The 26802-nt window shown below is 43.6% G+C and carries 24 protein-coding genes and 1 pseudogene; 11 read left to right on the top strand and 14 right to left on the bottom strand.

Annotation, left to right across the window (positions count from 1 at the left end; all coding sequences use genetic code 11):
• The first annotated feature begins 191 nt into the window (after positions 1-191).
• Positions 192-827 (top strand): SDR family oxidoreductase, encoded by a 636-nt coding sequence (locus tag ACJAZP_RS01080; RefSeq protein ID WP_415228879.1) that lies wholly within the window; start codon positions 192-194, stop codon positions 825-827.
• A gap of 133 nt (positions 828-960) precedes the next feature.
• Here ACJAZP_RS01080 and ACJAZP_RS01085 read toward each other — a convergent pair whose 3' ends face one another.
• The 12 genes from ACJAZP_RS01085 to ACJAZP_RS01140 all read right to left on the bottom strand — a co-directional run bounded on the left by ACJAZP_RS01085 (position 961) and on the right by ACJAZP_RS01140 (position 12600).
• Positions 961-1449, bottom strand: coding sequence for a DUF523 domain-containing protein (locus tag ACJAZP_RS01085; RefSeq protein WP_415228880.1), 489 nt, complete (start codon positions 1447-1449; stop codon positions 961-963).
• 215 nt (positions 1450-1664) lie between these two features.
• Entirely contained in the window at positions 1665-2804 is a 1140-nt protein-coding gene (gene hypD, locus ACJAZP_RS01090; RefSeq protein ID WP_415228881.1) for a hydrogenase formation protein HypD, read from the bottom strand.
• Positions 2770-3678, bottom strand: a complete 909-nt coding sequence (locus tag ACJAZP_RS01095) for an enoyl-CoA hydratase/isomerase family protein (RefSeq protein ID WP_415228882.1) — start codon at positions 3676-3678, stop codon at positions 2770-2772. The genes hypD and ACJAZP_RS01095 overlap by 35 nt, the downstream gene beginning before the upstream one ends.
• Before the next feature lie 29 nt (positions 3679-3707).
• Complete coding sequence (locus ACJAZP_RS01100; protein ID WP_415228883.1) at positions 3708-4547, bottom strand: hypothetical protein; 840 nt, start codon at positions 4545-4547, stop codon at positions 3708-3710.
• Positions 4547-5557 (bottom strand): hydrogenase expression/formation protein HypE, encoded by a 1011-nt coding sequence (hypE, locus tag ACJAZP_RS01105; protein ID WP_415228884.1) that lies wholly within the window; start codon positions 5555-5557, stop codon positions 4547-4549. The genes ACJAZP_RS01100 and hypE overlap by 1 nt, the downstream gene beginning before the upstream one ends.
• A 52-nt stretch (positions 5558-5609) precedes the next feature.
• Complete coding sequence (locus ACJAZP_RS01110) at positions 5610-5843, bottom strand: HypC/HybG/HupF family hydrogenase formation chaperone (RefSeq protein WP_415228885.1); 234 nt, start codon at positions 5841-5843, stop codon at positions 5610-5612.
• A gap of 10 nt (positions 5844-5853) precedes the next feature.
• Complete coding sequence (gene hypB / locus ACJAZP_RS01115) at positions 5854-6660, bottom strand: hydrogenase nickel incorporation protein HypB (protein WP_415228886.1); 807 nt, start codon at positions 6658-6660, stop codon at positions 5854-5856.
• Entirely contained in the window at positions 6661-7005 is a 345-nt protein-coding gene (gene hypA, locus ACJAZP_RS01120; RefSeq protein WP_415228887.1) for a hydrogenase maturation nickel metallochaperone HypA, read from the bottom strand.
• Positions 6998-7522 carry a hydrogenase maturation protease gene (locus ACJAZP_RS01125; RefSeq protein ID WP_415228888.1) on the bottom strand — a complete coding sequence of 175 codons (525 nt, stop codon included), beginning with the start codon at positions 7520-7522 and terminating at the stop codon, positions 6998-7000. The genes hypA and ACJAZP_RS01125 overlap by 8 nt, the downstream gene beginning before the upstream one ends.
• 451 nt (positions 7523-7973) lie before the next feature.
• Positions 7974-9461 carry a Ni/Fe hydrogenase subunit alpha gene (locus ACJAZP_RS01130; protein WP_415228889.1) on the bottom strand — a complete coding sequence of 496 codons (1488 nt, stop codon included), beginning with the start codon at positions 9459-9461 and terminating at the stop codon, positions 7974-7976.
• 53 nt (positions 9462-9514) lie between these two features.
• Positions 9515-10819: a 2Fe-2S iron-sulfur cluster-binding protein gene (locus ACJAZP_RS01135; RefSeq protein ID WP_415228890.1), complete on the bottom strand. Its 1305-nt coding sequence runs from the start codon at positions 10817-10819 to the stop codon at positions 9515-9517.
• Positions 10820-10824: 5 nt separating this feature from the next.
• On the bottom strand, positions 10825-12600 hold the full coding sequence (locus tag ACJAZP_RS01140; protein WP_415228891.1) for an NAD(P)H-dependent oxidoreductase subunit E: 1776 nt from the start codon (positions 12598-12600) through the stop codon (positions 10825-10827).
• A gap of 448 nt (positions 12601-13048) precedes the next feature.
• Here ACJAZP_RS01140 and hypF point away from each other — a divergent pair, with 448 nt between their 5' ends.
• The 8 genes and pseudogenes from hypF (at position 13049) to ACJAZP_RS01180 (ending at position 21062) form a co-directional block, all read left to right on the top strand.
• A complete protein-coding gene (gene hypF, locus ACJAZP_RS01145; RefSeq protein ID WP_415228892.1) occupies positions 13049-15337 on the top strand; it encodes a carbamoyltransferase HypF in 2289 nt (762 codons plus the stop codon).
• Positions 15338-15569: 232 nt separating this feature from the next.
• Positions 15570-15956: pseudogene (locus ACJAZP_RS01150) on the top strand (aminoacyl-tRNA deacylase); the annotation flags it as partial.
• Positions 15957-16270: 314 nt separating this feature from the next.
• Complete coding sequence (locus ACJAZP_RS01155; protein WP_415228893.1) at positions 16271-17005, top strand: DUF1538 family protein; 735 nt, start codon at positions 16271-16273, stop codon at positions 17003-17005.
• 436 nt (positions 17006-17441) lie between these two features.
• Positions 17442-18236 (top strand): DUF1538 domain-containing protein, encoded by a 795-nt coding sequence (locus ACJAZP_RS01160; protein WP_415228894.1) that lies wholly within the window; start codon positions 17442-17444, stop codon positions 18234-18236.
• Positions 18226-18576, top strand: a complete 351-nt coding sequence (locus ACJAZP_RS01165; protein ID WP_415228895.1) for a P-II family nitrogen regulator — start codon at positions 18226-18228, stop codon at positions 18574-18576. Before ACJAZP_RS01160 ends, ACJAZP_RS01165 begins: the two co-directional genes overlap by 11 nt.
• On the top strand, positions 18573-18977 hold the full coding sequence (locus ACJAZP_RS01170; protein WP_415228896.1) for a CBS domain-containing protein: 405 nt from the start codon (positions 18573-18575) through the stop codon (positions 18975-18977). The genes ACJAZP_RS01165 and ACJAZP_RS01170 overlap by 4 nt, the downstream gene beginning before the upstream one ends.
• Positions 18978-19014: 37 nt before the next feature.
• The gene (gene yfcE, locus ACJAZP_RS01175) at positions 19015-19560 is read left to right on the top strand and encodes a phosphodiesterase (RefSeq protein ID WP_415228897.1); all 546 of its coding nucleotides are present in this window, start codon (positions 19015-19017) and stop codon (positions 19558-19560) included.
• A gap of 266 nt (positions 19561-19826) precedes the next feature.
• Positions 19827-21062, top strand: a complete 1236-nt coding sequence (locus tag ACJAZP_RS01180; protein ID WP_415228898.1) for an MFS transporter — start codon at positions 19827-19829, stop codon at positions 21060-21062.
• 106 nt (positions 21063-21168) lie between these two features.
• Here ACJAZP_RS01180 and ACJAZP_RS01185 read toward each other — a convergent pair whose 3' ends face one another.
• Both ACJAZP_RS01185 and ACJAZP_RS01190 read right to left on the bottom strand, forming a co-directional pair.
• On the bottom strand, positions 21169-21963 hold the full coding sequence (locus tag ACJAZP_RS01185; protein ID WP_415228899.1) for an HAD-IIB family hydrolase: 795 nt from the start codon (positions 21961-21963) through the stop codon (positions 21169-21171).
• Between the two features lie 217 nt (positions 21964-22180).
• The gene (locus tag ACJAZP_RS01190; RefSeq protein ID WP_415228900.1) at positions 22181-23071 is read right to left on the bottom strand and encodes a LysR substrate-binding domain-containing protein; all 891 of its coding nucleotides are present in this window, start codon (positions 23069-23071) and stop codon (positions 22181-22183) included.
• 386 nt (positions 23072-23457) lie between these two features.
• Here ACJAZP_RS01190 and fdhD point away from each other — a divergent pair, with 386 nt between their 5' ends.
• Together fdhD and ACJAZP_RS01200 are read left to right on the top strand one after the other, a co-directional pair.
• Positions 23458-24417 carry a formate dehydrogenase accessory sulfurtransferase FdhD gene (gene fdhD, locus ACJAZP_RS01195; protein WP_415228901.1) on the top strand — a complete coding sequence of 320 codons (960 nt, stop codon included), beginning with the start codon at positions 23458-23460 and terminating at the stop codon, positions 24415-24417.
• Positions 24418-24426: 9 nt separating this feature from the next.
• On the top strand, positions 24427-26742 hold the full coding sequence (locus ACJAZP_RS01200) for an FdhF/YdeP family oxidoreductase (RefSeq protein WP_415228902.1): 2316 nt from the start codon (positions 24427-24429) through the stop codon (positions 26740-26742).
• The last annotated feature ends 60 nt before the right edge of the window (positions 26743-26802 follow it).

The raw sequence follows: 26802 nt of genomic DNA on the forward strand, positions 1-26802 counted from the left end.
GTAAAATATAATTTATTTGATTATGTGTGCGCCTTGTTGTTTGTTGATGGGACGCTGAATCAGCTAAGAATCTACACCATCCGCCGAGGATGGCGATCTAGGGAGACATTTTTTCGGTTTTATAAGATCTTATCAGATGCTGTCGTTACCGGCAGATTCTATGAGTAGAGCTTTATTAAGGAAAGAATAAAATGAAAAAGACACTCATTATAGGCGCAAGCGGACAAATAGCTAAAATGACCACAAAACAACTGCTAGCCGATGGTAAAACAGTGATAGCTTTAGTACGCGATAAAGCTAAATTGGCTGATATTCACAGTGACAAACTGGACATAGTTGAAGGGGATTTGGAAAATGACTTCAGCGCGGCATTTGCAGGTTGTGATCAGGTCATTTTCAGTGCCGGCTCCGGTGGTAAAACAGGCGCTGACAAAACCATGCTCATTGATTTATGGGCGGCATGTAAAGCGGTAGATTACGCAAAAGCGGCAAATGTGACACATTTTGTAATGGTTAGCTCTATTGGCGCTGACGACCCCTCTCAAGGTACTGACGAAATGCGGCCTTACATGGTTGCCAAACACATGGCCGACGAACACTTGATACGCAGCGGGCTAAATTACACCATTTTCAGGCCTGGTTCATTAACCGATAATAATGCCACGGGTAAAGTACAAACCCTGAGACCCGGCAGTAAACAGGAGATGACCATTAATCGCGAAGATGTTGCCCGCGCATTGACCTATGCGATAGGCAAGCCTGAGCTGGGCGGTAAAGTTTTTGAATTATTTAACGGCGATAAAACGCTGGCTGATGTATTAAAATAACCCATTCTCTAGACCTTCGGTTTAATTAACCTTAGGTCGCAGAAAAAACAGCGAGGCCAGTACAATATTGGTCTTTTTATTTGAGTTTTAAGTAAAACAATGACAGTGGTAATACATCAAGCGTTTTGAATGCTTAGCACTCTTTATTCAATGCTAGTTGTAATAGATGGACTTGATGCTGACTGTAAACTTGCACATTATGCTTTTTAAGCATTGCAGTAGTAACACCATTGCCAACTTTTTTCTTAGCAGAAAAATCACCATTATAAATACTGTTACTGCCGCATGAAGGACTGTATTCAGTTAATACTGCAAACTCTATATTCTCCTGCTTACATTTTTGAAGAGCCAATTGTGCTCCAAGCAAAAATTTATCGGTGAGATTCAAACCATCGCTATTCAGGACATTTGCATTACCCGACAATACATCTTGTCCAACACCGCATTGAATTTCTGCCGGAACTCTTGGAATGGCTAAACCTGCCGAGACTTCAGGGCAAAATGAAACTATCTCATGATTTTTGATGAGCCAGTTAAAGTCGTTATTTGAAGGTTTTAAATCACTGCCGTTATAACGTACTTTGCAACCAAGCAAACATGCACTAACCAAAATTTTTGCCATATACTCAGCCCTTTACTTTATAAAAAAATTCAATTGTATTTTATCCTATTAAAAAGTGAGTTACCGCGTTTTTTAAGTACTTGATTGGCAGTATTCCTAACCCATTATAAAGATAATTACATTTGATTACTGATCATTATTAGTGGGCTTGTGAAATTACCCGCAAAGAAACTGACCATAAAAACCGGCAAACAAGTCCAATAGATTAAGCGCGGTTATAAGGAGTCTATTTTGATTTCAGAATAGCTATAGCGTACATGGCAGGTACCTTCGGGGGAGACCATGCACGGGCCGAAGGGTTTACTGGGGGTGCAGGCTTTTTTAAACAGTTTACAATCCTGCGGTTCGACTTCGCCAAGCATCACTCGATGGCAGAGGCAGCTAGGATGATGGGCTTGCGGCGGATAGGACGGGTTACAGGCAAGCTGTTTTCGAGCGTCAAGAAAGGCGTATTTATCCTTAAGCACGTAGGCGGAATCTTCCACTCTGTCTATTCCGCGCCACACGCCGGGTTTAAGATCAAACACTGCTTTAATACATTTTTGCGCGATCAGATTGCCCTCATTTTTAATCACTCTGCTGTAGCAGTTAATCACCTGATGCTGATCGTTTTTGATCAATTTTAACAGCTCACGGATAGCCAGCAGAATATCTACGGGTTCAAAACCTGCCGTGGCGCAGGGCAGCTTAAATTCATCGCGCATAAAATCATAAACCCCCAGACCGGTAATGGCGGTTGCATGGCCTGCCAGCAGAAATCCCTGCAGGCTGTCATCGTGGACCTCCATTAATAATTTCAGAACTGGCGGCATGTAACGATTGGCAATCAGAAAAAAAAGGTTTTTCGGGACACCCGAATGGATCAGTCCGGCAATACCTGCTGCTGTGGTTTCAAAACCAACCGAGAAGAAAACAAAGGTCTGATGCGGCGAATTTTGAGCCAATTTTATTGCATCAAGGGGGCTATAGACGACTTTTACACTGCCACCATTGACGCGAGCTTCCTCTAGTGAGCTGTTGGTTGCAGGTACCCGCAGAATATCGCCAAAAGTAAGCAGAGTAACTCCGGGAATCTGGGCTAGAGTGATCGCTTCATCAATCGACTCTACCGGGCAGACACAGACTGGACAACCCGGACCTGCGATAACTTTAATATGCGCGGGCAAAAATTGGCGAATAGCGTAGCGGACGATGGCATTTTCATGGCCACCGCAAATATGCATGATTTTTAGCGGCGCCATTCGCGTACTGATTAATTTTATCTCCTGCGCGAGCTTATTAACAATTTCCCGGTTTTTAAAGGCATCGGGATTGAATTTTTTATGTATTGTCGTCTGGTTCGTTGTCTGGCTCATGGTCATCCCGTTGCTTGTTATTCTGTTGATCGCCATCTTGCTGAGCACCATCCCGTTTATTTTCCTGTCTGATATTGCTTGAGCCTGCGCTTAGAAATAATGGCTGCTGCTGACCGTTTTTTTCTACAAAACGGGTTCTTGCTGATTCAAATTCCGGGTGATTGCAGCAGTCTTTCATCTTTTCTAATTCCAGTTTTACCTGCGCTTCCATCTGTGCAAGTATTTGATGATTGAGCACGCTTTTGGCTGCCAGCCGGGCATTGATATTGGTTGCGGCTAAATATTCCGCTTTGGCGGTTATATTATTCTTAAAAGCGTCAGGTTCGCTGTCAATGAGCTGATGAATTAATCCCAGGCTTAGGGCTTCAGTTGCAGAGAGTGGACTTGCCTCATAGAGCAGTTTTTGAGTAAAACCATAGCCTATGATGGCGGGTAAAAGTACCGACCAATATTCAGAGCCGCACAGCCCTAAATTTGCATAGGAGGGGTTGAGAACGATGTTTTGACGGGCATAGCGCAGGTCTGCTGCAATCGCCAGCATCACGCCGCCGGCAGAGGCTGAGCCCTGCAGGGCACTAATCACTAATTTAGTCTCAGTGGTTAATACGGCATGCACTATTTTATTCAATGCTTTGAGATTTTTATAAGCAAGAATAGAGGCGTTGTATTGCAGATGAACGACATTTAAGTCAATGCCATTGGAAAAAAAATCAGGCCCGCCCCAGAGGATAATCACTTTACAGGCATCATCTGCTTTAGCCAGTTCAATGGTCTGCAAAAGCTGCCGGCAATGGCTTAAATCCATGGCACCGTTATGGATGGGGAATTTAATATGTCCCACATTGTTGTCTGCCCGATAGCTGATTTCCTGCATATTATTTGACTATTCCTCTGGTGATCGTGTTAGTAGGTCGTGTCGGTCGATCGGGCCAGCAGATCTGCAGGCCTTATTTTAATATTATCAGCGGGGTGTGCCATACGCGCAATCCATACACAGCCGTCCGCTGTACTGACACAGATTTGACCATCCTGCTGCTCGATTATTTCCCCTGGTGGTGAGTCCTTTAAACGCAGCGCTGACTCGCCGCTTTGCGCGCCAAAAAGCAGGTAGTGATTATCTTCAATAATTGCCGGAGCACCTGGCTGACTGTCTCCAGCATGAATTCTTTTGATTATTTCAGCGGTTGGTTGATTCCAGGTGATGCGCAGCTGCTCTTGCGTTATTCTCATTCTATAAACGGGCGGGGCAGTTAACAGCGGTTTCTTGCCTGAATAATAACGGCTTAAAGCTTGAGGAAGCAGTCGCAGCGCCGTGTCCGAAATTTGCTGGCGATAGATGCTGGATAGGGAGGCTACGGGCAGTTGGAATTTGGCCTGCGCCCAAACAGGTCCTGCATCCCAGTGCGCACCGGCTTGAATAATAGCGACTGACCAATGGGTTTTTCCTTCTAAAATCGCCCAGTTTAATGCGCTCGGGCCGGCTTGATCTGCAGGGCCGGGGTGGACAATAAAACAGGGGATTGCAGCCCAAGTCTTCTCAGGAATAAAATCATTCAAAAAGGGACAAAGTATCAGGTCCGGCTGAAATGCTTTAATAGCGGCTAAATCAATTCCCAGCATTAAGCGGCTTTGTTTAAATAAGGGTGAGAAATGAACCCAAAATTTCTGACTTAATCCATTAAATGCAGAGCACAGGAAAAGACATTTTTTATCGGCAAGCTTAATTAACAATGAATCCTCCATTAACAGATCCTCGGTAACTGCTCACCCAGCGGTATATCAACCACTCGTAAGCTGCCGATTCTGGTTTCAAGGGTCACCTTGCCAATATTTTGCTTTAACACTCGACCGATAATCGCGCTTTTTCTGCCAAGCGGGTGCTGCCGCATCGCTTTTAATACTTTGTCGCTGTCAGCTAAGGGCACGATGGTGAGCAGTTTACCTTCATTGGCGACAATTAAAGGATCCAGTCCCAACAGGTCACAGGCGGCGCGCACCGAATCACGCATCGGAATTGTGGATTCATTCAGACGAATTTCCATTTGGCTGGCCTGGGCTATTTCATTGAGGGTGCTTGCGATGCCGCCCCGGGTCGGATCGCGCAGTACATGGACATTAGCAGAAGCCGTTAATATGCAGGCGACCAAAGTATGCAGGGCGGCGGTGTCCGATTGAATAGTAGTTTCAAAAGTTAAACCTTCGCGTTGCGACAGGATGGCGATGCCGTGGTCGCCGATATAACCGTTAGTAATAACAACATCGCCAACTTGAGCGTTTTGCGGCGCTATCTGCTGCTGGTGTGTAATGATTCCTATCCCCGAGGTATTAATGAAAATGCCGTCAGCTGCGCCGCGCTCGACCACTTTGGTATCTCCTGTCACTATCTGCACTTGTGCCGAAAGTGCGGCGGCAGCCATGCTGTTGACTATTTTTTTCAGATCTTTAATGGGTAAACCTTCTTCGAGGATAAAGGCCGCCGAGAGAAACTGTGGAACAGCACCGCACATGGCAATGTCATTAAGTGTGCCATTAACGGCAAGATCGCCAATATTACCTCCGGGGAAGAAATACGGGTTAACCACAAAGGAGTCCGTGGAGAAAGCCAAGCGCCTGCTGTCCATGGTTAATAATGCACCGTCGTTGGCCTGATTTAAAATAGGATTGGCGAAGGCCGGAAAAAACAGCTCACTGATAAGTTCGTTAGAAAGGCGACCGCCACTACCATGCGCCATTTTAATGCTTGCTGATGCCATTGCTTATCCTAATTTTTGTCGTTTATGCGGGCAGATGATTGTGCTCTGCATTTTATTCCTGCAGCTGATCCAGCTGCTCAAAAAGTTGCAGGGTTTCTAAGGCCGCTTGCTGATCCAGTTTGCTGATCGCAAATCCGGCATGAACAATCACGTAGTCATTCACTGCAACTTGATCAACCCATTCAATCACCACCTCTCGGATGATCCCGCTGAAATTAACTTTTGCGGTGATCGGCGTCGCTGATTGATTAATTGAAATAACCTGTCCGGGCATTGCTAGGCACATAGTCTGCTCCTTATGATAATTTTTTTTGGTCGGATTGCAGCTTCGCTTTTCCGGCAATCAACCAAGCACTCAACTGCTCCATATTTTCACCGCTAGTGGTAGAAAGTCGAATAATTTCAATCTTGGGATTAATCTGTTTTGCATAATCACAGCACTGCTGCAGATTAAAATTAACGTAGGGCAGCAGATCGATTTTGTTAATCACCAGCAGATCGGCTGCATGGAAAATTTCCGGGTATTTTAAGGGTTTATCCTCGCCTTCGGTGACCGATAAGATAACCACCTTATGCGCTTCTCCCAAATCAAAACCCGCCGGACAAATCAGGTTACCGACGTTTTCGATAAACAAAAATGCGTTTTTCTGCATAGCGAGATGCTTAGCCGCATGGCCGACCATCTGCGCATCGAGGTGACAGCCTTTGCCGGTATTGATCTGCAGCGCTTGCACGCCAGTTTCTCGGATTCTTGTCGCATCGAGCGCCGTTTGCTGATCTCCTTCGATCACGTAAATGCAATGCTTCGCTTTGATAGACTTGATGATTTCGGTTAATAAGGTGGTTTTACCTGATCCGGGACTGGAGATGAAATTGATTGCGAAAATTTGATCGGCTGACCATTTCTCGCGATTCAAGCCGGCGTAATAATTGTTTTTGGATAAAATATTCTGTTCAATTTCAATTATCCGCGAGGTACTTTCACTAAGCTCCGGCGAAGGTTTTTCAAAATTAAGGTGCTGATTATGATGGTGCTCGTGATGGTGGCCATGGGTGCTTTCTATGGTCACTTCAGCTTGATTACAACCGCAGACTTTACACATTTAATTCTCCACCTCTAAAGATTTAATGTTCATCTGCTCACCTTCAGTGATGTTAATAAGCAGTTGCCCGCAATAGGGGCAGGGCTGATACCAATCGGTGGCAGTTACCTGGCACTGACAATGCTTACAAAACCCCTTGGCAAGTTTTTCCTCAATCAGTAACTGCGCGCCTTGTGCGATGCTGTTTTGCGCCGCCGCATCAAAACAAAAAAACAGTGCCGATTTTTCTATTCCGGCTAATACGCCGATCTCTAATGTAATTTTAGTCACCTTTTTAAATTTATGTGTGATGGCATGTTCTTCCAGCAGGTCAATAATGCTTTCGGCAATAGATAATTCATGCATTTTGTTTATCTTTTTCGCGTTGGACCGCTTGCTGCAGTTGCTTATGGGGATTTTGACAGGTCATCAGTTCGGTTAGAAATTGTCTGGCGAGGGTGATGTTTTGTTGCGCCTGTTTGGATAAAGGAGCGCCGAGTTCAAAAGAATAACCACGAACTGAGAACAGAAAAGCTGGCGGACATGGTTTGTTTTGTGTTTGTGCATATATTGCCATTAATGCGGCCGGGCTTAATGCATGTGTGGTATAACTCAGCGTATTTTCAGCGCTGACCTGTTCAATATGAAAGGGACTTTTCCCCTGATAACTGGCATCGATAAAAACCACGCAGGCATTATCGGTAATATCGCAGACATGCTCCGGCTGCAGCTGAAAATCTTCGATCAGTTGAATATGATGAAGGGCAAAGCGGCTGATAAACTGTTTAATAAATTGATGCAGCTCGGAACCGATGGCATCATCTCCACGACTCGGATTCCCCCAGGTAAAAAGGTTTAACGTTTGCTGGCTATTTTTTTCCATCACCACCTCTTTTCAATAACAGGATTGTCTGTTTTATTTGATCGTCACCGCACGTAAACTTTGGGCGGCATTTTACTGATCTTCTGTATTACACGAAATAAACAGGTTTAATGTTTGCTGGCCATTTTTTCCATCACCACCTCTTTTTAATAACAGGATTGTCTGTTTTATTTGATCGTCACCGCACGTAAACTTTGGGCGGCATTTTACTGATCTCCTGTATTACACGAAATAAACAGGTTTAACATTTACTGACCATTTTTTTCCATCACCAACTCTTTTCAATAACAGGATTGTCTGTTTTATTTCATCGTCACCGTTCTTTAACTTTGAGCGGCATTCTACTGATCTCATGTATTACACCGAATAAACCGTTTTAACGCTTGCTGACGAGATTTGTCCATCACCACTTCTTTTTAATCAAAGGTTATCTATTTTTTTTATGTCATGCTTAGCGGTGCAAAGTGCCGTCGATATCCTTAATCAACTGGCTGATAAGCTCTCCACTTTGCTGGTGGCGCATTTCAACTTTTAGCGGCATTCTGCCGATCGCATGGGTTGCGCAGGATAAACAGGGATCATAAGCACGAATCGCAACTTCTATATTATTTAACACCTTTTCGCTGATTTCCCGGCCGTTAATTTGCTGACTGCAAACGATACGAATAGATTCATTTAATGCCGTATTGTTATGGGTGGTTGCAACAATCAGATTGGCCTTAGTGATCAGATCATCTTCACCCACCTGATAATGATGAATCAGGGTGCCGCGCGGCGCTTCAACCACACCTATTCCTTCACTTTGGCGCTTGCCCTGAACAATAAGATCTTTTCCGGTAATCATAGGATCGTGCAATAACTGTTTGATTTTTTCGGCAGAAAAAAGTACTTCAATCATGCGTGCCCAGTGATAGGCTAATGTTGAATGCACCGGTTCTTTACCGCCATAGACGACAAATTCCAGGCGCGCCATTTCAGCCAGCGGCGTTGGAATATAATCACAATTATTGATTCGTGCTAAGGGACCGGTGCGGTACCAGCCTGATTCTTTGCCCATTGTTTTAATAAAAGGAAATTTCATGTAGGTCCATGATTTCACCTCTTCTTGAATCAGATTTTGATATTCACAGTAATCTTTCTGATCAAAGATCAAATGACCGTGTGCATCTTTTAATCTTAATTTACCGTGATAAAGGTCCAGCTCACCGTTGGCACCAACTAAGCTTAAATAATTTGACCTTAAGCCTGCGAAGTTTTTGTGGAAAGGCTCATTAAGCAGATAACAATCTCTGGCCGTTTTAACCGCGGACTCTGCCCATGTAATTATCTGCTCGGTGTCAGCAAGAAGATAGCGCTTGTCCTCGCGGCTTAAGGGTTTATTCATGCCGCCCGGGATACAACCCGTGCCGTGGATGCGCTTACCGCAAATGACTCTAATCACCTCCTGACCATATTTGCGCAGTTTCACTCCCTGCAGTGCGAGTTCCGGGTATTTTTGAATCACGCCAACGATATTTCTGTTGGTTATGTCACTTTCAAAACCAAACAGCAAATCCGGTGAGCAGAGATGAAAAAAATGCAGCGCATGAGACTGTAAAATTTGCCCGTAATGCAGTAATAATCTTAATTTATGAGCGGATTCCGTAAGCTCGGTGACACCGCTGATCATATCAATCGCCTTGCCGGCCGCAATATGATGGCTTACCGGACAGATGCCGCACAGTCGCTGCACTAAAATTGGGATCTCCCAATAGGGACGCCCCTGGATAAAACGTTCAAATCCGCGAAATTCTGCAATATGCAGACGACACTGCTGTACCTGGTCATTATCATCAACGAGCAAGGTCACCTTACCGTGGCCCTCCACCCTTGAGACCGGTTCAATCACAAAGCGTTTGAGGTTTTCGCTGTTGTCTGCATTTTCTAATGAATGATCCATAGGGTTGTCCATTAATCATTGTCGATTAATCATTGTCGATTAATCATTGTCCATTAATCAAAGTGTAATAGGTTATAGGGTAATTCCGGCTCTTTCCCGTCCAGTAAATCATTGAGTATTTTCCAGAAAGCGTCGGCAGGAGGCGGGCAACCGGGCAGAAAATAATCGACTTTGATGACTTCATGAATCGGGTAAACTTTTTCAAGCAGATAGGGCAGCTCTTTATCGATAGGGATCTTCGGGTTCACCACGCCAATGCCGTTAATGTAAGCTTCATCTAAACACTCTTTAACATCAATATTATTGCGCAGTGAAGGGACGCCGCCGTTAATCGCGCAAGAGCCTACGGCAATAATAATTTTACAGTTTTCTCTAAAATGCCTCAGTACGGCAATATTTTCGGTATTACAGACTCCCCCTTCAATTAACCCCAAATCGCAATCTGGTGCGCAGGTTTTTATATCGTTCAAGGGGGAGCGGCTCAGTTCAACCCGCTCAAGCAGCTCGATTAGGCGTTCATCCATATCCAAAAAAGACATATGACAGCCGAAACATCCGGCTAAGGAGCAGGTCGCCAGTTTTAGTTTTTTCTTTGGCGGGAGATTAGATTTCTTCGCCTGCATTTTGTTTTTTGCTTGTGCCAAACTTTCGGGGCGGAGATTACCGACATCGCGAATCGAGTGCTGGTCGTAAAGTCGTTCACCAATAGGGGTTTTAAAACCTTCTCCTTTGATAATAATGCAGCCTACCGGGCAAATATGCGCTGATTTATCGGTGACCTTCATTGTTGTGTCTTTTAAAAGTCCGCTTGTTGAATTAATGGCCAGTCTTTTATTAATGCTGCGCCCGGCAATGGTAAAGATATCTTTGTGATCAACTTCGGTACTGGCTCTAATGCACAGTTCGCAAAATATACAGCGGTTCAGATCAAGCATCAGGTTAGGGTGACTGGCATCGACATTTCGGTGCGCGGTAAACTGCGGAAAATGCAGATCGGTCACCCCTAAATCATAGGCTAGCGCCTGTAATTGACAGTTACCGCTGCGTTCGCAAAAAGGGCAATAATGGTTACCTTCGACAAACAGCATCTGCACCAGAGTGCGCCTCATGACAGTGAGCTCATGGGTTTCATTTTTGACCTGCATATCCTGCTGCGCCGCTGTGCAGCAGGAGGATTTTTTACGGCCGTTAATGTCACAGGTACAAAGTTTACAACTGCCATTAGGGGTAAATTCCGGATTAAAACATAAATGCGGAATATAGATATTGGCTTTAATGGCGGCCTGCATAACGGTCTCACCCGCGATAAAAGGGATCTTCCGGCCATCTATGGTAAGTGTGTTGCCGTACTTGCTCATAACCATCAATCACCCTTCGAACTGCTTTCTATGGTAACGATTTCAATCGCCCGTTGAATCGATTTGTCGACATCAAAGGAAGGTTGATATTCAACATCTGTCATGCGTTTAACAAAATACTCGGGAAATTTTTCTAATGTTTCTAACAGCGGCTGTGCGGCTCTTTGTCCTAAACCACAATGGCTCATTTCATCCATTACATGGTTAAGCTGTTTTATACTTTCCAGATCCAGCCTGGCGCCTTGTCCGGTGACGACTTTATCGGCTAAATCACAGATAAGTTTAGTGCCCACCCGGCACGGCGTACAGAAACCGCAGCTTTCCTGCATAAAAAAATGGGTAAAGTTAAGCGCATTTTCGAGAATATCGCGGCTCTGGTTAAACACCATAAAAGCGCCGCTGGTATTGAGATCGTCAAATGAAATAACCCTGTTAAATTCTGCTGGGGTAATTAAAGTACCCGAGGGGCCGCCAACCTGCACGGCTTGGACAGATTGTGCGCCGCATAAATTGAGTACATTTATGACCGGCATCCCCAGTGGGATTTCGTAAATGCCTGGTTTTTCAACATCGCCGCTGATGCTTAAAATTTTACATCCGTTAAAGCCGACAAGCCCCTGCTGTGAAAAATTTTCAGCACCTTTTTCTATAATAAGCGCGGCATAACAAAAAGTTTCGACATTGTTGACCACTGTTGGTTTTCCCAAGTACCCTCGAGTCACCGGAAAGGGAGGCCTGATGCGCGGAATGGCGCGACGCCCTTCAAGGGATTCCAGTAAAGCCGATTCTTCACCGCAGACATAGGAGCCGGCGCCCATAAATATTTCAATATCAAAGCTCAGCTTACTGTTTAAGATATGATCGCCTAATAAGTTAGCAGCGCGGCGTTTCTGTAATATTCCCTGAAGCTTTTTATGAAGGTGCTGATACTCATAACGCAGATAAATAAAGCCTTTTTGAGCGCCAATAATATAGGCACAAATGGTCATACCCTCAATTAACTGATCTGCATAACTGTTCAGTAAAACGCGATCTTTAAAGGTTCCCGGTTCGCCCTCATCGGCATTACAGACCACATAACGTTGATTGTTTTCGCTTAGCTGGCAGGATTTCCATTTTGCAGCGGTTTTATAACCGGCACCGCCACAGCCGCGCAGGCCAGACTTGTCAATTGCCGTGAGGCTGTCGTGAGGCGCCGTTGCCAGCGCTTTCTTAATCGCCGAACCGGGTTTAATTTCAGAATTTAATAACACTCCTTTGCTTTGGATATTATCAGCTACCTCAAACCATGCCTTTGGCCACTTATGAACGTCAATATTTTCCTCAATTTTTGCGACAATCTTCCCGACTTTTTTTCGGGTCAGGCGGGTTAATGCTAAACCGTTAATCAAAACCGCGGGTCCATGGTCACTCATACCCGTACAGGAAGTGTTGGCAACTGTTACCCGTCCGTCTGCTCTGGGCTGATTTAATTCAACATTGAGTTTTTCACAGAGATAAGAAGTGATTTCATTTTTACCCGACATATGATCGATGATGCTATCACTGACGTAGATATCATAATGCCCTCTGGGGTGATAATGAAGAAAGTGATAAAACTCGATAAGGGCCCTGATTTTAGGGATGGAAACTTTTAATGCAGTGGACAGATGTTGGATCGCCTGTTGGGGAATATATGAGCAGCTAAATTGAATATTACGCAGTATTTGCAATAGATAAGTGGCATCACTCCGATAGACTTTAAGTTGTTCATGGAGCAAAGCATCAAGCGCTTTATTCATTATTAAAGGCTCCTCAATATAACAAAAGGACTCAAAAGGTGTTCATACCAAACGCATCAAATAAGTGTTCATCTTTGCGGGTTAAAATTACTCCATACTATTTTGCGAAGTGAGAACAAAAATAGAATGCAATTCACGACTTATTAGTGCTGATTTTTCCTTCTCAATGATTGATTAATTGTTTTGTTATTTGCTAACAGCAGGGAATGCTTGATTTAACGATTCACGGCCTTTATGACGGCTGAAATGGTTAGGTTGAATCGCAGATAATTAACAAATGTCACTGCTTTAAAGATAGACTAAATCCGTTATTTAATTTAATGCAACTGCCCAGATACTCCTATAATAATAAGCACAGAATTAATTGTTAGAAAATTGAATAACTTCCGCTGTTAATTATTTTATTTTATTTTCTTCTCTATTATCTTAAATTCAGCAAGGAGTGCCTGTGCAGCAACGATGTCGAATAACGGTTGAGGGCAGGGTGCAAGGGGTTGGATTCAGGCCTTTTGTTGCCGTGACCGCTGCCAGGTTAAAGCTGTCCGGTTGGGTGCGTAATATCAGGCAGTCGGTATTAATTGAGATACAGGGCGAAGCGGCAGAAACGCAACGATTTTTGCGGCAACTGCAGTCAAAAGCACCGGCTCTGGCAAAGATTGAGCAGATGAATCATCAACAGATAGACAGTATCGATCAGACTGGATTCCATATTTTAGAAAGCAGCGGGCAGAATGAGGGGGCGGTGAGTATTTCGCCGGACATCGGAATTTGTAAAGACTGTCAAAAAGAGCTGTTTGCAAAGAACAATAGACGCTATCGCTACCCTTTTATCAGTTGTACCCAATGCGGCCCGCGCTACAGTATTCTTAAGACGTTACCCTTTGATCGGGTCAATACCACTTTAAATGTTTTTCCAATGTGCGATGATTGTTTAATCGAGTATAAAAATCCGATGGACAGGCGTTTTCATGCGCAGGGAATTAACTGCGCAAAATGTGGCCCGCAGATAAGTTTTGTTAATCAACCAGGGCAAAGGATTGCCGAAAAGGAACCGGCATTAAGCCTTGCCATTGCCGCACTGCAGGCGGGTAAAATTATTGCGGTAAAAGGATTAACCGGCTTTCATATCATGGTTGATGCCTGCAATCACCAAGCAGTTTTACGGCTGCGAGAAAAAAAACAGCGTCCTGCAAAACCTTTTGCTGTTATGTATCCGCAGTTATCAATGCTTGAAGCCGATTGTCTGCTGGGGGAAGAAGAGAAGTTACTGCTAAGCAGTGCGATTGCGCCTATTGTATTGTTGGAAAATAGATACAGCAATCATTTGCTCAGCCCGGCCATCGCACCGGATAATCCTTATCTTGGCGTTATGTTAGCCTATACCCCGCTACATCAGCTTATCTGCCGCGCGCTTAATAAACCGCTGGTGGTAACCAGTGCCAATCGCAGCGGCGAGCCGGTCTGTTGCGATAATGAGCAGGCAGTGGCGCAGTTAAGCCAGATGGTGGATGGATTTTTACTGCACGACCGGGAAATCTACCAGGGATTAGATGATTCTATTGTCAAATTTGTTAATCATCAGCCGATGCTGCTGCGCCGTGCGCGAGGATATGTACCGGATTATTTTCCCTTGGACAGTGAGTATCCTTCGATAGTGGCGCTCGGCGGGCAATTAAAAAACAGCATCGCCATGAGCAAAGGCAAACGCCTTTATTTAAGCCAGTATATTGGTGACCTTGATAATCTCGCTGCGCTCCATCGCCATCAAAGAACCCAAAAAATCATGAGCCGTTTATTGGGGATTAAGGCCGAGTTTGTCGCCTGCGATCTGCATCCTGATTATGTGACCACACAACTGGCCAGGGAGCTGCACTTGCCTGTTGTCAGTACGCAGCATCATCTTGCTCATCTTTATGCTGCGATGATCGAGCATCGGATAGCCGGGCCGGCATTTGCTGCGGTTTGGGATGGAAACGGCTATGGCCAAGATGGCACTTTATGGGGAGGGGAATTTATGGCCGTTACTGCGGATGAGGCGCAAAGAGTGGCTAGCTTTTTACACTTTAAACTGCCTGGCGGAGTGGCCGCTATCAAAGAGCCGAGACGGGTAGCTATTGCGCTTTTATATGAAATTTACGGTACAGCGTTAACTGCAAACGAAGCGCTTAAATCATTATCTCCCTTTGGATCATCAACCATAAAGCAGCTTTTAAAAATGCTCTCCAATAATATCAACAGCCCCTTAACTAGTAGTGCGGGGCGATTATTTGACGGTATCTCCAGTCTGTTAAATTTAGTCCATGTCAACAGTTTTGAAGGGGAAGCTGCAATGCAGCTGGAATTTGAAGCTAAAAAATCAAAGGACCGGGGGACTTATCCTGCGCCCGTTGATTTTACCGTGACCCCCAATATTATCGACTGGCGGCCTATGCTCGCAGCCATTATTACTGATATCGGCAATCAGGTTTCATCCGCTATTATTAGCAAACGTTTTCACAACAGCTGCGCTAGTATTATTTTGAAAATCGCACAGCATTATAAGGTCAAGCAACTTTTATTAACCGGCGGATGTTTTCAAAATTCCCTGCTGATTGAAACAACCTTTGCGTTTTTACAGCAACAGGGGATAACGGTTTTGTGGCATCAAAAGTTACCGGCTAATGATGCCAGTCTCTCTGTCGGTCAGGTTCGGGCTGCGGGTAAAGCTCGGTTGAGCGTTTTAGATGAAAAACAGTAGCACCGTTATTGCAGCTGGAGTGGCCATTAAATTGCTCAATCAAAAACAATGAAATAGGTGTACCTGACTACACTTTGAGTTAATTAAATCGTTATTTTATGAGCCACTTACTGGATTGAATAAAAGTCACTACAACGAGCATAACCATGGCTCTGGCAGAAACGGTAAAATCTTAGATGTTAAAACAGCAAATTGATTATCAGCTGGTGGCGCATCCAAAACGTCCACCACGCGAAAGAGTACTGAAGCCGTCCATATTCCCGAAGATTATATTGCTAAGGCGCTCATTGTCAAAGATATAAAGGGTTATGTGATGGTGGTGATTCCGGGACATCATTGGCTCAAATTGAAGGCAGTAAAAGAGGAGCTGGGCCGGGAATTTGAACTGGCACAAGAAACTGAAATCAATAAGCTATTCAGCGACTGCCAATCCGGTGCGATTCCACCCTTGGGACCTGCCTATAAACTGCAAACATTGATGGATCAGCGCCTGTTGACGCTGGTTAATGTCTATTTTGACGTCGGTGACCATGAACATCTTGTGCATCTTGACGGTAAGGCATTTCATGCTTTATTAAAGGGAGTGCGGCACGGTTACTTTAGCCATAATAATGATTAAGCGCAGCCGCGCAGTCTAATAATATGCTGAGCAAAAGCTTGTTCTGTTTATAATTGTTCATTTGCCACAGCCTAAGCGCTGTGGTTTTTTATCTTTTATCTGCTTAGTTTTTTGAACTGTGTTGCAGGGCATTAGCACTTGTAGTTCAGCCGCCTATGGTCTTCATGATTTAAGAAAATGCAGCGTATTACGCTCCTGTTTTTGATCAATCGAGCTAAATATCTCATTTTTATAAAAAAAAAGAGATAGTAGTGGACGCGACTTTAATCTTTGCGCAATCTGATAGTAGGAAAATATTATAATGGGAGGAGGCCATGAAAGCACTGATTGCGTTATTTAAAGCAATGATGGCAAGCTTTCGTGATTTGCTGCCTATCATCTGCGTGATCGCTTTCTTTCAATTTATTGTGTTACAAGAACCCCTTCCAAATATACTCTCCATTCTTTTTGGCCTGCTTTTAGTTGTTCTAGGTCTGACCTTTTTTATTTTTGGCTTAAACATGGGGTTATTTCCCATTGGTGAAAGCATGGCGCAAGCTTTTGCTCGAAAAGGTAGTCTTTTCTGGCTGATTTTATTTGCGTTTTGTTTAGGTTTTGGAACCACTATTGCCGAGCCGGCATTAACCGCTGTGGCTCAAGAAGCTGCAAAAGTGGCCGCAGAAGGTGGCGTGATCCCGCAAACTTTTGAAGAAATAGACAACTACGCCAATGGATTGCGACTGACTGTGGCGCTTTCGGTGGGGGTGGCGATTGTGCTGGGGGTGGTGCGTATACTTAAGGGCTGGCCTATCCATATTATGATTATTGGCGGTTATATTGGCGTCGTTGTACTGACCTGGTTTGCGCCTGAAACCATCATTGGTATCGCTTACGATTCCGGCGGTGTTACTACTTCTACTATCACAGTCCCCCTAGTGACTGCACTGGGCATCGGGCTAGCGTCATCCATTAAAGGCCGAAATCCGATGATAGACGGGTTTGGTTTGATTGCATTTGCATCGCTGTTGCCGATGATTTTTGTGATGCTATATGGAATGATTTTATCATGATAAGCCTGACGCAATGCATTAATACCTTTATTGACACCGTCGTTGACGTTATTCCCATAGCGACCATTATTTTCGTGTTTCTGATATTTGATGGAATGATTTTATCATGATAAGCCTGACGCAATGCATTAATACCTTTATTGACACCGTCGTTGACGTTATTCCCGTAGCGACCATTATTTTCGTGTTTCTGATATTTGATGGAATGATTTTATCATGATAAGCCTGACGCAATACATTAATACCTTTATTGACACCGTCGTTGACGTTATTCCTATTGCGACCATTATTTTCGTGTTTCTGATATTTGATGGAATGATTTTATCATGATAAGCCTGACGCAATTCCTTAATACCTTTATTGATACTGTCATTGACGTTATTCCCATTGCGACCATTATTTTCGTGTTTCTGATATTTGATGGAATGATTTTATCATGATAAGCCTGACGCAATTCTTTAATACCTTTATTGATACTGTCATTGACGTTATTCCCATTGCGACCATTATTTTCGGATTCCAAATTGCAGTTTTAAGAAAACCAATCGCAAATTTGCACCGGGTTATATTGGGTTTTTTCTATGTGATTTTAGGCCTAACACTGTTTTTATTGGGCTTGGAGCTGGCACTGTTCCCCTTGGGTGAAACCATGGCGAAGCAGTTAACTGCTCCAGAATTTATTTACTCTTTTAAAGACGACATCACGGAGTCTCTTGGCTGGATTGATTATTATTGGGTTTATCTGTTCGCATTTGCTATCGGATTTAGTACTACTATTGCAGAGCCTTCGTTAATTGCCGTTGCGATTAAAGCCAATCAGGTTTCAGGTGGTGCTATTAAGGTTAATGGTTTACGCATTGCCGTGGCCTTAGGTGTGGCGATTGGCATTTCCTTAGGAAGTTATCGAATAGTGGTGGGTGACCCCATTCACTATTACATTATGGGGGGCTATGCTGTGGTTATTATACAAACGCACTTCGCGCCAAAACAGATAATAGCACTCGCCTATGATTCTGGTGGTGTGACAACTTCCACTGTGACTGTGCCACTGGTCACCGCATTGGGTTTAGGATTAGCGTCCCAAGTGCCGGGAAGAAACCCTGTTATTGATGGTTTTGGATTGGTCGCATTTGCCAGTCTTTTTCCAATAATATCAGTAATGGCATATGCCCAAATTACACGATGGTTAAATTCAAGAACATCTTCCAAGGAGAATGATAATGCGCTTTAAACTAATAATTGCCTTTGTAGAAGATACAAAGACAGATGCGGTCTTAGATGCCGCACGCAAAGCAGGAGCGACTGGCGCCACCGTGATTAACAACGCAAGAGGGGAAGGGGTTGTTCAAAAAACCACCTTTTTTGGTTTGACTCTGGACGTTCAAAAAGACGTTTTGTTATTTGTGGTCGAAGAGCACTTATCGAGGAAAATATTAGAAACAATTAACCGGGTCGGTGAGTTTGATCTGCAGTCGGGGCAGGGCATTGCCATTCAAATCGATATCGAAGACGCAGTCGGCGTTGCCCATCAGATAAATACCTTAACTAAGGCAGTGGAGGACGAGCTATGAATCAGGGAAAGGTGGTCAGGGTGAGAGACGTGATGGTCAATAGCTATGTCATGATTGATGGTATTGCAACAGTGAAAGAAGGCATTCAACTGGCACGGCAGCACGTTGTAAAAGCGTTAGTTGTGAATAAGCGTCACGATGATGATGAATACGGTATTGTTTTGATGAATGATATAGCCAAGAAAATTCTCGCACAGAACCGTTCTGTTGAGCGTTGTAATATTTATGAAATCATGACCAAACCTGCGTTATCTGTGCCACCTGATATGAACGTTAAATACTGTGCGCGTTTATTTGAGCGATTTGGCATCAGTCGTGCGCCGGTCATTGAACATGGCAAAATTATTGGCATCGTCAGTTACAATAATATTGTGCTCAACGGTATGGCGTTGGATGGCTAAAGGCGTAAAATAGATAAAAAATTTAGGAAAACTCCATATGAAACTGTTTTTTATCTCGGATCTGCATGGTTCATTACCGGCCACCGAGCTGGCGCTTAAAAAATACGAAGCATCAGCTGCTAATTATCTGGTGATTTTAGGCGACCTGTTAAATCACGGGCCTAGAAACCCGATTCCGCAAGGATATCAACCTGCAGCCGTTGCACAACTTCTGAATAACTATAGCGATCAAATTTTGGCTGTTCGAGGAAACTGCGACAGCGAAGTTGACCAAATGCTGCTTAACTTCCCCATGCTTGAAAGCTATTCCTGGGTGTTGCTTGAAAATGGAACACGTATTTTCTTAACCCATGGTCATCTCTACAATAGTGATAATCGTCCGCCGCTAAAAGCCGGTGACGTGCTCGCCTATGGTCATACGCATCTGCCGGTAGCCGAAAGAAATGGCGAGCAGTTTATCTATAATCCAGGCTCGATAACTTTTCCTAAAGAGGGCAATGTTCCGAGCTATGGACTGTTCGAAGCAGGGACGTTTAAAGTGCTGTCATTCTCAGACGAGGTTTTAAAGCAGGTGAGCATCTAAACAGATGTCCTTTGGTAGCGACCTGAACACCCGCAGAAAAGAGAGGATATCCGTTGCTTGCGGCAGTTAAATTGATTAGGTTAAATAAATTAGGTTAAATTCATTAGGTTCATTTAACTGTTTGGAGCTGAAAAAACCGCTAAATGTAGATAGCTCTTTTGTATAAAAAAAGCTTCGCATCATAATCATTCATATTTATCTTCCGTTGTTGACAAACCACCAAAAAAAGTGAACTCTGTGCGCTTTTAGAGGAGCTCATCGAATAAATGATTCAAGAATATTCACGTTTTATAAAGCACAGTTGGCCCATTCTGATGTTTGGAATGATGACCGTTTTCATGGGCAATTTTGGTCAGTCTTTTTTTATTAGCTGGTTTGGAAACAGCTTTCAAGAGAGTCTTGGTCTATCAGCCACAAGCTATGGAACAGCCTACTCTACGGCAACACTTGCAAGTGGTCTGCTTTTGATGTGGCTTGGAGGCAGCATTGACAAGGTCTCCCTAGAAAAGTTTATTCTATTCTGCACCATTGGACTTTCTCTGGCGGCGCTCACTCTGTGGCAGACCAATAATATAACAACGCTTGTTATCGGGCTTTTTCTGCTGCGTTTTTTTGGTCAGGGACTTTTTCCACACACCGGCATAACCACCATGATGAAAAGGTTTTCTTTGAATCGCGGTAAAGGTCTGAGTGTGGCAACCACAGGTGTACCCTTAGGTGAAATCATACTACCTTCGTTTGCAGTCTTTCTTATTGCCCAATTCGGCTGGCAACAAAGCTGGCTGGTGATCGCACTATTAGTCCCTTTGTTCTATCTTCCTCTGGCACTTTTTCTTATTAAACGCGGCAAAGATAAAAAATATGCCGAACATGATCCAAGGGGAGATAATCAAGCGTCAAAACCTATTAAAGAGGATGGCTCCAGAAGGACGTTACTTTCCGATTTTCGTTTTTGGCTGGCACTGCCCACGGTTCTTTCCTCACCCTTCATCGTCACCGGAATATTTATTCACCAGGGATTTTTTCTACCGCAGATGGGCTGGACCCCCATGCTTTTTGCCAGTTGCTTCGTCTTTTATGGAATTGCCCATTGGCTTTCATCAATGTATGCGGGATCATTGGTGGACCGATTTAGCGGCAGACAACTGTTAAAATATTACCCTATTCCAATGCTCATGGCTTTGCTGCTGGCATCGCTGGTAACAGGTCACTGGGTTGCTTACGCGCTGCTTATTTCGCTCGGCATTGCCATTGGCTCGGGCAGTCCAATCATTAATGCGCTTTGGGCTGAAGTATACGGTACCAAGCATCTTGGCAGAATTCGCGCGCTCATGGCATCTCTTGCGGTGATATCTACCTCGATTTCTCCAATCTTATTTGGTTATCTCATTGACAATGGCATCAGCGGATCTCAGCTTTTCTTGTGGCTCGCTATGTACGTATTGTTGGCAATGTTTCTCGCTTTGTTTTCATATTCTAATGAGAAACAACTGAAAATATGATCCTATCAGCTGTTTTTTTAAGCAAAAAAACCGCCGCCGAGTTGCTGTTTCTTTCTGTAAGGCTAAAACCGGATTATATCAGTTTATTGATTCTTCTATGAGGGTTTTAGCTAACGGCTAATATTAAATCGGAGACACTGTCATATATTTTCAAAGAGACTGCTTTAACCTCTTCCTTGGCATTGTTTACAGCATAACCATTATATTTTTCCAGCATAGGAATATCATTTAAGTCATCACCAATCACGGAAATAAAATTTTTGTTTGCTTTAGAATGCTCAATAATAATATCTAAACCGCTGGCTTTGCTTATCCCTTTAGGTACGATGTTTATGTAATTCAGGTTGATAAATACTTCTACTTCACTTTCATATTTGAGCAGGATTTGTTCTTTTAATGTCTTTGCTTTTTCAAAATTATCATTTAAACAGCCAATCAGTAAGACTTCCCCATCAAGCGCTGTTTCTATTGTTTTCGAATATATTTTAGCGTTTCTTTCATATACTTCTCTGGAAATTTCATTGCTCAGGCTGGCGGTTTTATTGGTCATATTACAACCGTCAAATCCATTGGATATAATCAGTTCATCTCCAAATTTTTCTTTTAGCATGTTAACCAACTCTCGAGCTAATGCGTTGTCCAGTGCTTGTTTAAATAAAACATTATTTTCACCATCGACAATAAAGGAGCCGTTAAGTGCTACGAGATAGTCATAATCTATATTTCTTGTTTTTTTCTCATAAAGCATGCTTGCAACATCTCGACCGGTACTGATCGCGAAAATATTGCCTTTTTTTCTCCAATTGTTAACCGCAAGGAGGTTCATGTTTAAATCCTGCTGATCATTTCTATGGAATGTTTTATCGTAATCGGAAGCAATTAATTTAATATTATTTAACACTTTGTTATCCTTAAGTATTACTGAAACCGTGTATTGAAGTACTTTTTAATATTACATATTAACCGTTTTTACCTGTGCTTACGAAGGAGATAAACGAATTTATTCACAAAACTGGAACCTGCTTATTAAGTGTAATTTGGTCTGATAGCGGATCCTAATTGTCCGGTTTAATTCCGAATGTTGAGAAAACAGATAACGACCTGATTAGAATGACATATTAATCGGATTCCTCAGTGACGTTGAGGTATTCAATACACAAATCGAGAAAGACCTGTGCCTGAGGAGAAATGCTTCGACCGGCCAATTTGAAAATACCAATTTGACGTTCGAGTGGCGGGTTGGTCAGAGGGATCCAAATCAACTGTGTTTCGTTACTTGGAAAAGCGAGCTTGGGCAGTGTTGTGATCCCTATACCTAATGCTAATACCGAGAATAGCGAAGTGAGGTTCTCTATCGAATAAAGTGCTCGCTGGCTAAGCACCCGCGCCGGGGTAGGGTCTAATAACGTAGATGTTCCGTTTTTAATAAAGGGTTGTTTTAACAACGCTTGCCATTTGACTCCCTGTGGATGTGCAGCGATCGGATTATCCCGTAAACACACCACGCCAATCGGATCGTTGATAAGCGGCGTAAAATCTATCGCATCGTCTTCAATGTTGAAGCTGCTGCCAAGCGCTAAATCCACTTCTCCTGCCAGTAATCTAGCTTCAACCGCCGGCGCATTATCGTCAATTAAACTGACTTCTACATTTGGATACTTTTCACAAAATGCGCGCAGTACATTGGGAATAAGTTTGCCTGCCACGGAAGGTACGCTTGCTATTCGGACTCTTCCCTGTTGCCCGCTAGCCGCCGCTTGTAAGTCATTGACTAATGAGGCGTAAGTATTCAGGAACTGCATTATTTTGGGTAAACATATTGTGCCGAATGGGGTGAGTGTAGATTTGTTTCCAGCTTCGAACAGGGGTTGGCCGAGTGTTTTTTCCAGCTCTTTTATGGATGCAGAAAGTGCCGCTTGCGAGCGGTTTGCACGATTCGAAGCGGCTCGAAATCCACCTTCTTCGACGACCATCACAAAATGATTTAATTGTTGGAGTTTGATATTCATTGATAGGATTCCTGGTGAACAATTTATTTACCTTGCTCTTAATAAAGTGATAGATTTTTCTTATCAAATGAATGAATTTTAGCGTTTGATTTATCACAAGTCAAAGAGTACCGTGCAACTATATTGTTGCACAGTTGTCACGTGACTGTTAAATGATTGGGTGGGGTCAGGCGCATGCAAAATAAAAAATACTCAGCTAAAACACCTGTTTTAGCTTCAAAAGCAGCACTGAATGTTTGTTGCATATTGTATTGGGTATTTAATAACAGATAACAAAGTAATAGTTCTGTCGATTTATTACTTTTTATGATTTTTTAAATGCAAATATTATCGAAAAAATGCCTTATAGAAGAGATCCGTTTTGACAGTCAACCTATGGGGAGCCTATGCCTGAACATCAAGTAAATCAGGAAGATTATTCGTTAGATTATAATGATCCGGCTTTTAATCGTAATTTTGAGCAAAATAATCATCCACTGGATCAATCAAGCTTAAAAACGTCATCGGTGATGACCTGTTTTCGTCAGCAGATAAAGGGTACACAAGTAAGCCTTTCTATTGATTCAGTGATTGTCGAAGAGCCCTTACAGATTAGCCTGATTTATAGCGACAGTTCGGGTAAAGAACAAGAGCGTATTTACTTAGTGACTATGCGCACTCCAGGTGAAGACCTTAATTTGGTGACCGGGTTATTTTTGGCAGAAGGTATTATCAAAAGCGCCTGCGACATTACAGGTATCAATGATCAATTAGATGCGAATGAAATTTCCGCAAATAAAATAGTGGTTCGCTTAGCCGCGAATGTGGTTGTTGATTGGGACTTGATCAGCCGTGATACAACCTCATTCTCCAGTTGCGGAGTGTGTGGTAAATCATCAATACAGTCTTTAGAACTGCGCGACATTCCTTACTTAGACACGGCGGAACGCTGGTTGCCGAGTCATGTTATTCCTCATTTTAGTGATCAATTGCGTCAATATCAATCGATGTTTATGCAAACAGGTGGGGTGCATGGCTGCGCCTTATTCGATGCGAAAGGCGCTTTGTTATTAAGCTCTGAAGATGTCGGACGGCATAATGCCTTAGACAAGTTAATAGGCAAATTAGCAAGAGATCCGGCGCTTGATCAGCAGCGAAAAATTGTATTCCTAAGCGGCCGCATCAGCTTTGAGCTAGTTCAGAAAGTCCTTGTTTCCGGCATTTCTGTACTGGTTGCTGTGGGGGCGCCATCAAATCTCGCCATCAATATGGCAAAACGTTTCAATTTAACACTTATAGGCTTCAGTCGTAACGGTGGATTTAACGTCTACCATGGTACTTTCCGTTTAAATCTGACCACAGAATAGAGAATTAAAATGACAGTTAAAAAATATGAAGGCTCAGCCGGTGGCTGGGGGGCCTTATTAAGTACCACCAAACACCTGGTTAAAAGTGAAAATATCACACATAACATTCGCAACCTACTAAAAACAAATCAGGACAAAGGGTTTGATTGCCCTGGTTGTGCATGGGGCGAAACAGCCGAACAAAGTAGCTTTAAGTTTTGTGAAAATGGTGCAAAAGCGGTGAATTGGGAAGCAACCAGCCGCCGTGTTACGCCCGAATTTTTCCAACAACATTCGGTGAGTTGGCTATCACAGCAAAGTGATTATTTTTTAGAGTATCAAGGCAGGCTTAATCATCCTGTTCAGTACAATCGTGAAACGGATTGCTATCAAGCGGTTAGTTGGGAGCAGGCTTTTGCGTTGGTCGCTAAGCACTTAAATTCCCTTGAGTCCCCTGATCAGGCTGAATTTTATACCTCCGGTCGGGCGAGCAATGAAGCGGCCTTTTTATATCAACTTATGGTGCGAAAATTTGGTACTAATAACTTACCCGACTGCTCTAACATGTGCCATGAAGCAACCGGGATAGCCTTAAAAAAATCCATTGGTGTCGGCAAAGGGACGGTCACGATGGAAGACTTTGAACATGCCGATGCTATTTTTTTGTTTGGTCAAAACCCGGGAACCAACCATCCTCGAATGTTAGATACGCTGCGTCAGGCATCACGTCGCGGAGCGGCTATAGTCACTTTTAATACTTTAAAAGAAAGAGGCTTAGAGCGTTTTACAAATCCTCAATCGGTGACGGAAATGCTCACCAATGGCTCGACACAAATTAGTCAGTGCTATTTTAAGCCTAAACTCGGCGGTGATATGGCCGTTGTCCGCGGCATGGTTAAAGCACTTATTGTCGTTGACAAAGCAGAGTTGGACGCTGGTCGTCCATCTATCTTTGACCATGCATTTATTGCGCAGCACACCCAAGGGGTTGATAAATACTTAAAAGCCGTTGCGGCGACAACGTGGAATGAAATCACCGAGCAGGCCGGTTTATCACGATCTGAAATTGAACAGGCTGCCGGCATTTATCGCCACTCCAAACGGGTGATTGTTACCTGGGCAATGGGGATTACTCAGCATAAACATTCGGTGAACACCATTCAAGAAATCACCAACCTGCAACTATTGTTCGGACAATTAGGGAAACCGGGAGCTGGATTATGTCCGGTCCGCGGGCACAGCAATGTGCAGGGCGATCGTACCATGGGCATTGACGAACAACCCAGTGCAGCGTTTATCGAAAATATATCCCATGCCTTTGATTTTCAGGCTCCGGCAAAACCCGGACATAACGCGGTTGCCGCTATCAAAGCGATGCTGGCTGGCGAGAGTAAGGTGTTTATTGCTTTAGGCGGTAATTTTGCGGCAGCAACACCAGACACCGCGTTAACCAAGCAAGCACTTTCAAATTGCAGCTTGACCGTGAGTATCGCGACAAAATTAAACCGTACGCACCTTATTCCTGGGAATGATTCGCTGATCTTACCTTGCTTAGGACGTACCGATGTTGATATGCAGGCAGCAGGCGCACAAAGTATCACCGTTGAAGACTCTTTTAGTATGGTGCATGCTTCAGCAGGGGAAGGGAAAAGTAATATCGGAGAGATGCGCTCAGAGCCGGCTATCATTGCGGGTATCGCAGAAGCTACTTTGGGTAAACAGCCCATAGATTGGTCTTGGGTGATTGAAGATTATGGCAGAATCCGCGACTTAATTGCAAAAAGCATTCCCGGATTTACCGATATGAATACCAAAATAAAACAGCCGGGTGGTTTTTATCTTGGTAATCACGCTGCGCAGCGGCAATGGCAAACTGCCTCTAAAAAAGCGCAATTCATGGAGCATGATTTGCCGCTGCATTTACTGCCGGCAAACCTGCGCGAATTGAGTAAGGATCCGGTGTTCGTATTACAAACGATGCGTTCACACGATCAATACAATACCACTATTTATGGTTTTGATGATCGCTACCGTGGTATTTTTGGAGAGCGTAAAGTTATTTTTGTTAATGCCAACGACATTAGTGCATTGGGGCTGAAAGACAGTCAATTAGTCGATATTGAATCGCTTTGGGCTGATGGTATTAAACGTAAAGTTTTTGGATTTAAGCTGGTGGCTTACGATATTCCGAAGGGTAATATTGCCGCTTATTTCCCTGAAACCAACCCGTTGATGTCCATTGACGGGAAAGGGGATCTCAGTGATACGCCCATTTCAAAAGCGATTCCTGTTATTTTAAGCGCGACGATATTGAAGAATGATAAAATTGATATCGTGACGGCTTAACAACGGCTTAATGACCTATTGCAGCTGCAAAAACGGCTGATTATTCAGCCGTTGTTATAT

The organism is Psychromonas sp., from assembly GCF_047632955.1.
Lineage (GTDB): Bacteria > Pseudomonadota > Gammaproteobacteria > Enterobacterales > Psychromonadaceae > Psychromonas.

Coding starts and splice junctions, on each gene's coding strand:
- hypE (WP_415228884.1), bottom strand. CDS start 5,557: ATGGCATCAGCAAGCATTAAAATGGCGCATGGTAGTGGCGGTCGCCTT.
- ACJAZP_RS01170 (WP_415228896.1), top strand. CDS start 18,573: ATGAATCAGGGAAAGGTGGTCAGGGTGAGAGACGTGATGGTCAATAGC.
- ACJAZP_RS01095 (WP_415228882.1), bottom strand. CDS start 3,678: ATGCAGGAAATCAGCTATCGGGCAGACAACAATGTGGGACATATTAAA.
- ACJAZP_RS01080 (WP_415228879.1), top strand. CDS start 192: ATGAAAAAGACACTCATTATAGGCGCAAGCGGACAAATAGCTAAAATG.
- ACJAZP_RS01190 (WP_415228900.1), bottom strand. CDS start 23,071: ATGAATATCAAACTCCAACAATTAAATCATTTTGTGATGGTCGTCGAA.
- ACJAZP_RS01135 (WP_415228890.1), bottom strand. CDS start 10,819: ATGAGCAAGTACGGCAACACACTTACCATAGATGGCCGGAAGATCCCT.
- ACJAZP_RS01125 (WP_415228888.1), bottom strand. CDS start 7,522: ATGGAAAAAAATAGCCAGCAAACGTTAAACCTTTTTACCTGGGGGAAT.
- ACJAZP_RS01155 (WP_415228893.1), top strand. CDS start 16,271: ATGAAAGCACTGATTGCGTTATTTAAAGCAATGATGGCAAGCTTTCGT.
- hypB (WP_415228886.1), bottom strand. CDS start 6,660: ATGTGTAAAGTCTGCGGTTGTAATCAAGCTGAAGTGACCATAGAAAGC.
- ACJAZP_RS01160 (WP_415228894.1), top strand. CDS start 17,442: ATGATAAGCCTGACGCAATTCTTTAATACCTTTATTGATACTGTCATT.
- fdhD (WP_415228901.1), top strand. CDS start 23,458: ATGCCTGAACATCAAGTAAATCAGGAAGATTATTCGTTAGATTATAAT.
- ACJAZP_RS01165 (WP_415228895.1), top strand. CDS start 18,226: ATGCGCTTTAAACTAATAATTGCCTTTGTAGAAGATACAAAGACAGAT.
- ACJAZP_RS01100 (WP_415228883.1), bottom strand. CDS start 4,547: ATGGAGGATTCATTGTTAATTAAGCTTGCCGATAAAAAATGTCTTTTC.
- ACJAZP_RS01200 (WP_415228902.1), top strand. CDS start 24,427: ATGACAGTTAAAAAATATGAAGGCTCAGCCGGTGGCTGGGGGGCCTTA.
- hypD (WP_415228881.1), bottom strand. CDS start 2,804: ATGAGCCAGACAACGAACCAGACGACAATACATAAAAAATTCAATCCC.
- ACJAZP_RS01140 (WP_415228891.1), bottom strand. CDS start 12,600: ATGAATAAAGCGCTTGATGCTTTGCTCCATGAACAACTTAAAGTCTAT.
- hypA (WP_415228887.1), bottom strand. CDS start 7,005: ATGCATGAATTATCTATTGCCGAAAGCATTATTGACCTGCTGGAAGAA.
- yfcE (WP_415228897.1), top strand. CDS start 19,015: ATGAAACTGTTTTTTATCTCGGATCTGCATGGTTCATTACCGGCCACC.
- ACJAZP_RS01085 (WP_415228880.1), bottom strand. CDS start 1,449: ATGGCAAAAATTTTGGTTAGTGCATGTTTGCTTGGTTGCAAAGTACGT.
- ACJAZP_RS01130 (WP_415228889.1), bottom strand. CDS start 9,461: ATGGATCATTCATTAGAAAATGCAGACAACAGCGAAAACCTCAAACGC.
- ACJAZP_RS01180 (WP_415228898.1), top strand. CDS start 19,827: ATGATTCAAGAATATTCACGTTTTATAAAGCACAGTTGGCCCATTCTG.
- ACJAZP_RS01110 (WP_415228885.1), bottom strand. CDS start 5,843: ATGTGCCTAGCAATGCCCGGACAGGTTATTTCAATTAATCAATCAGCG.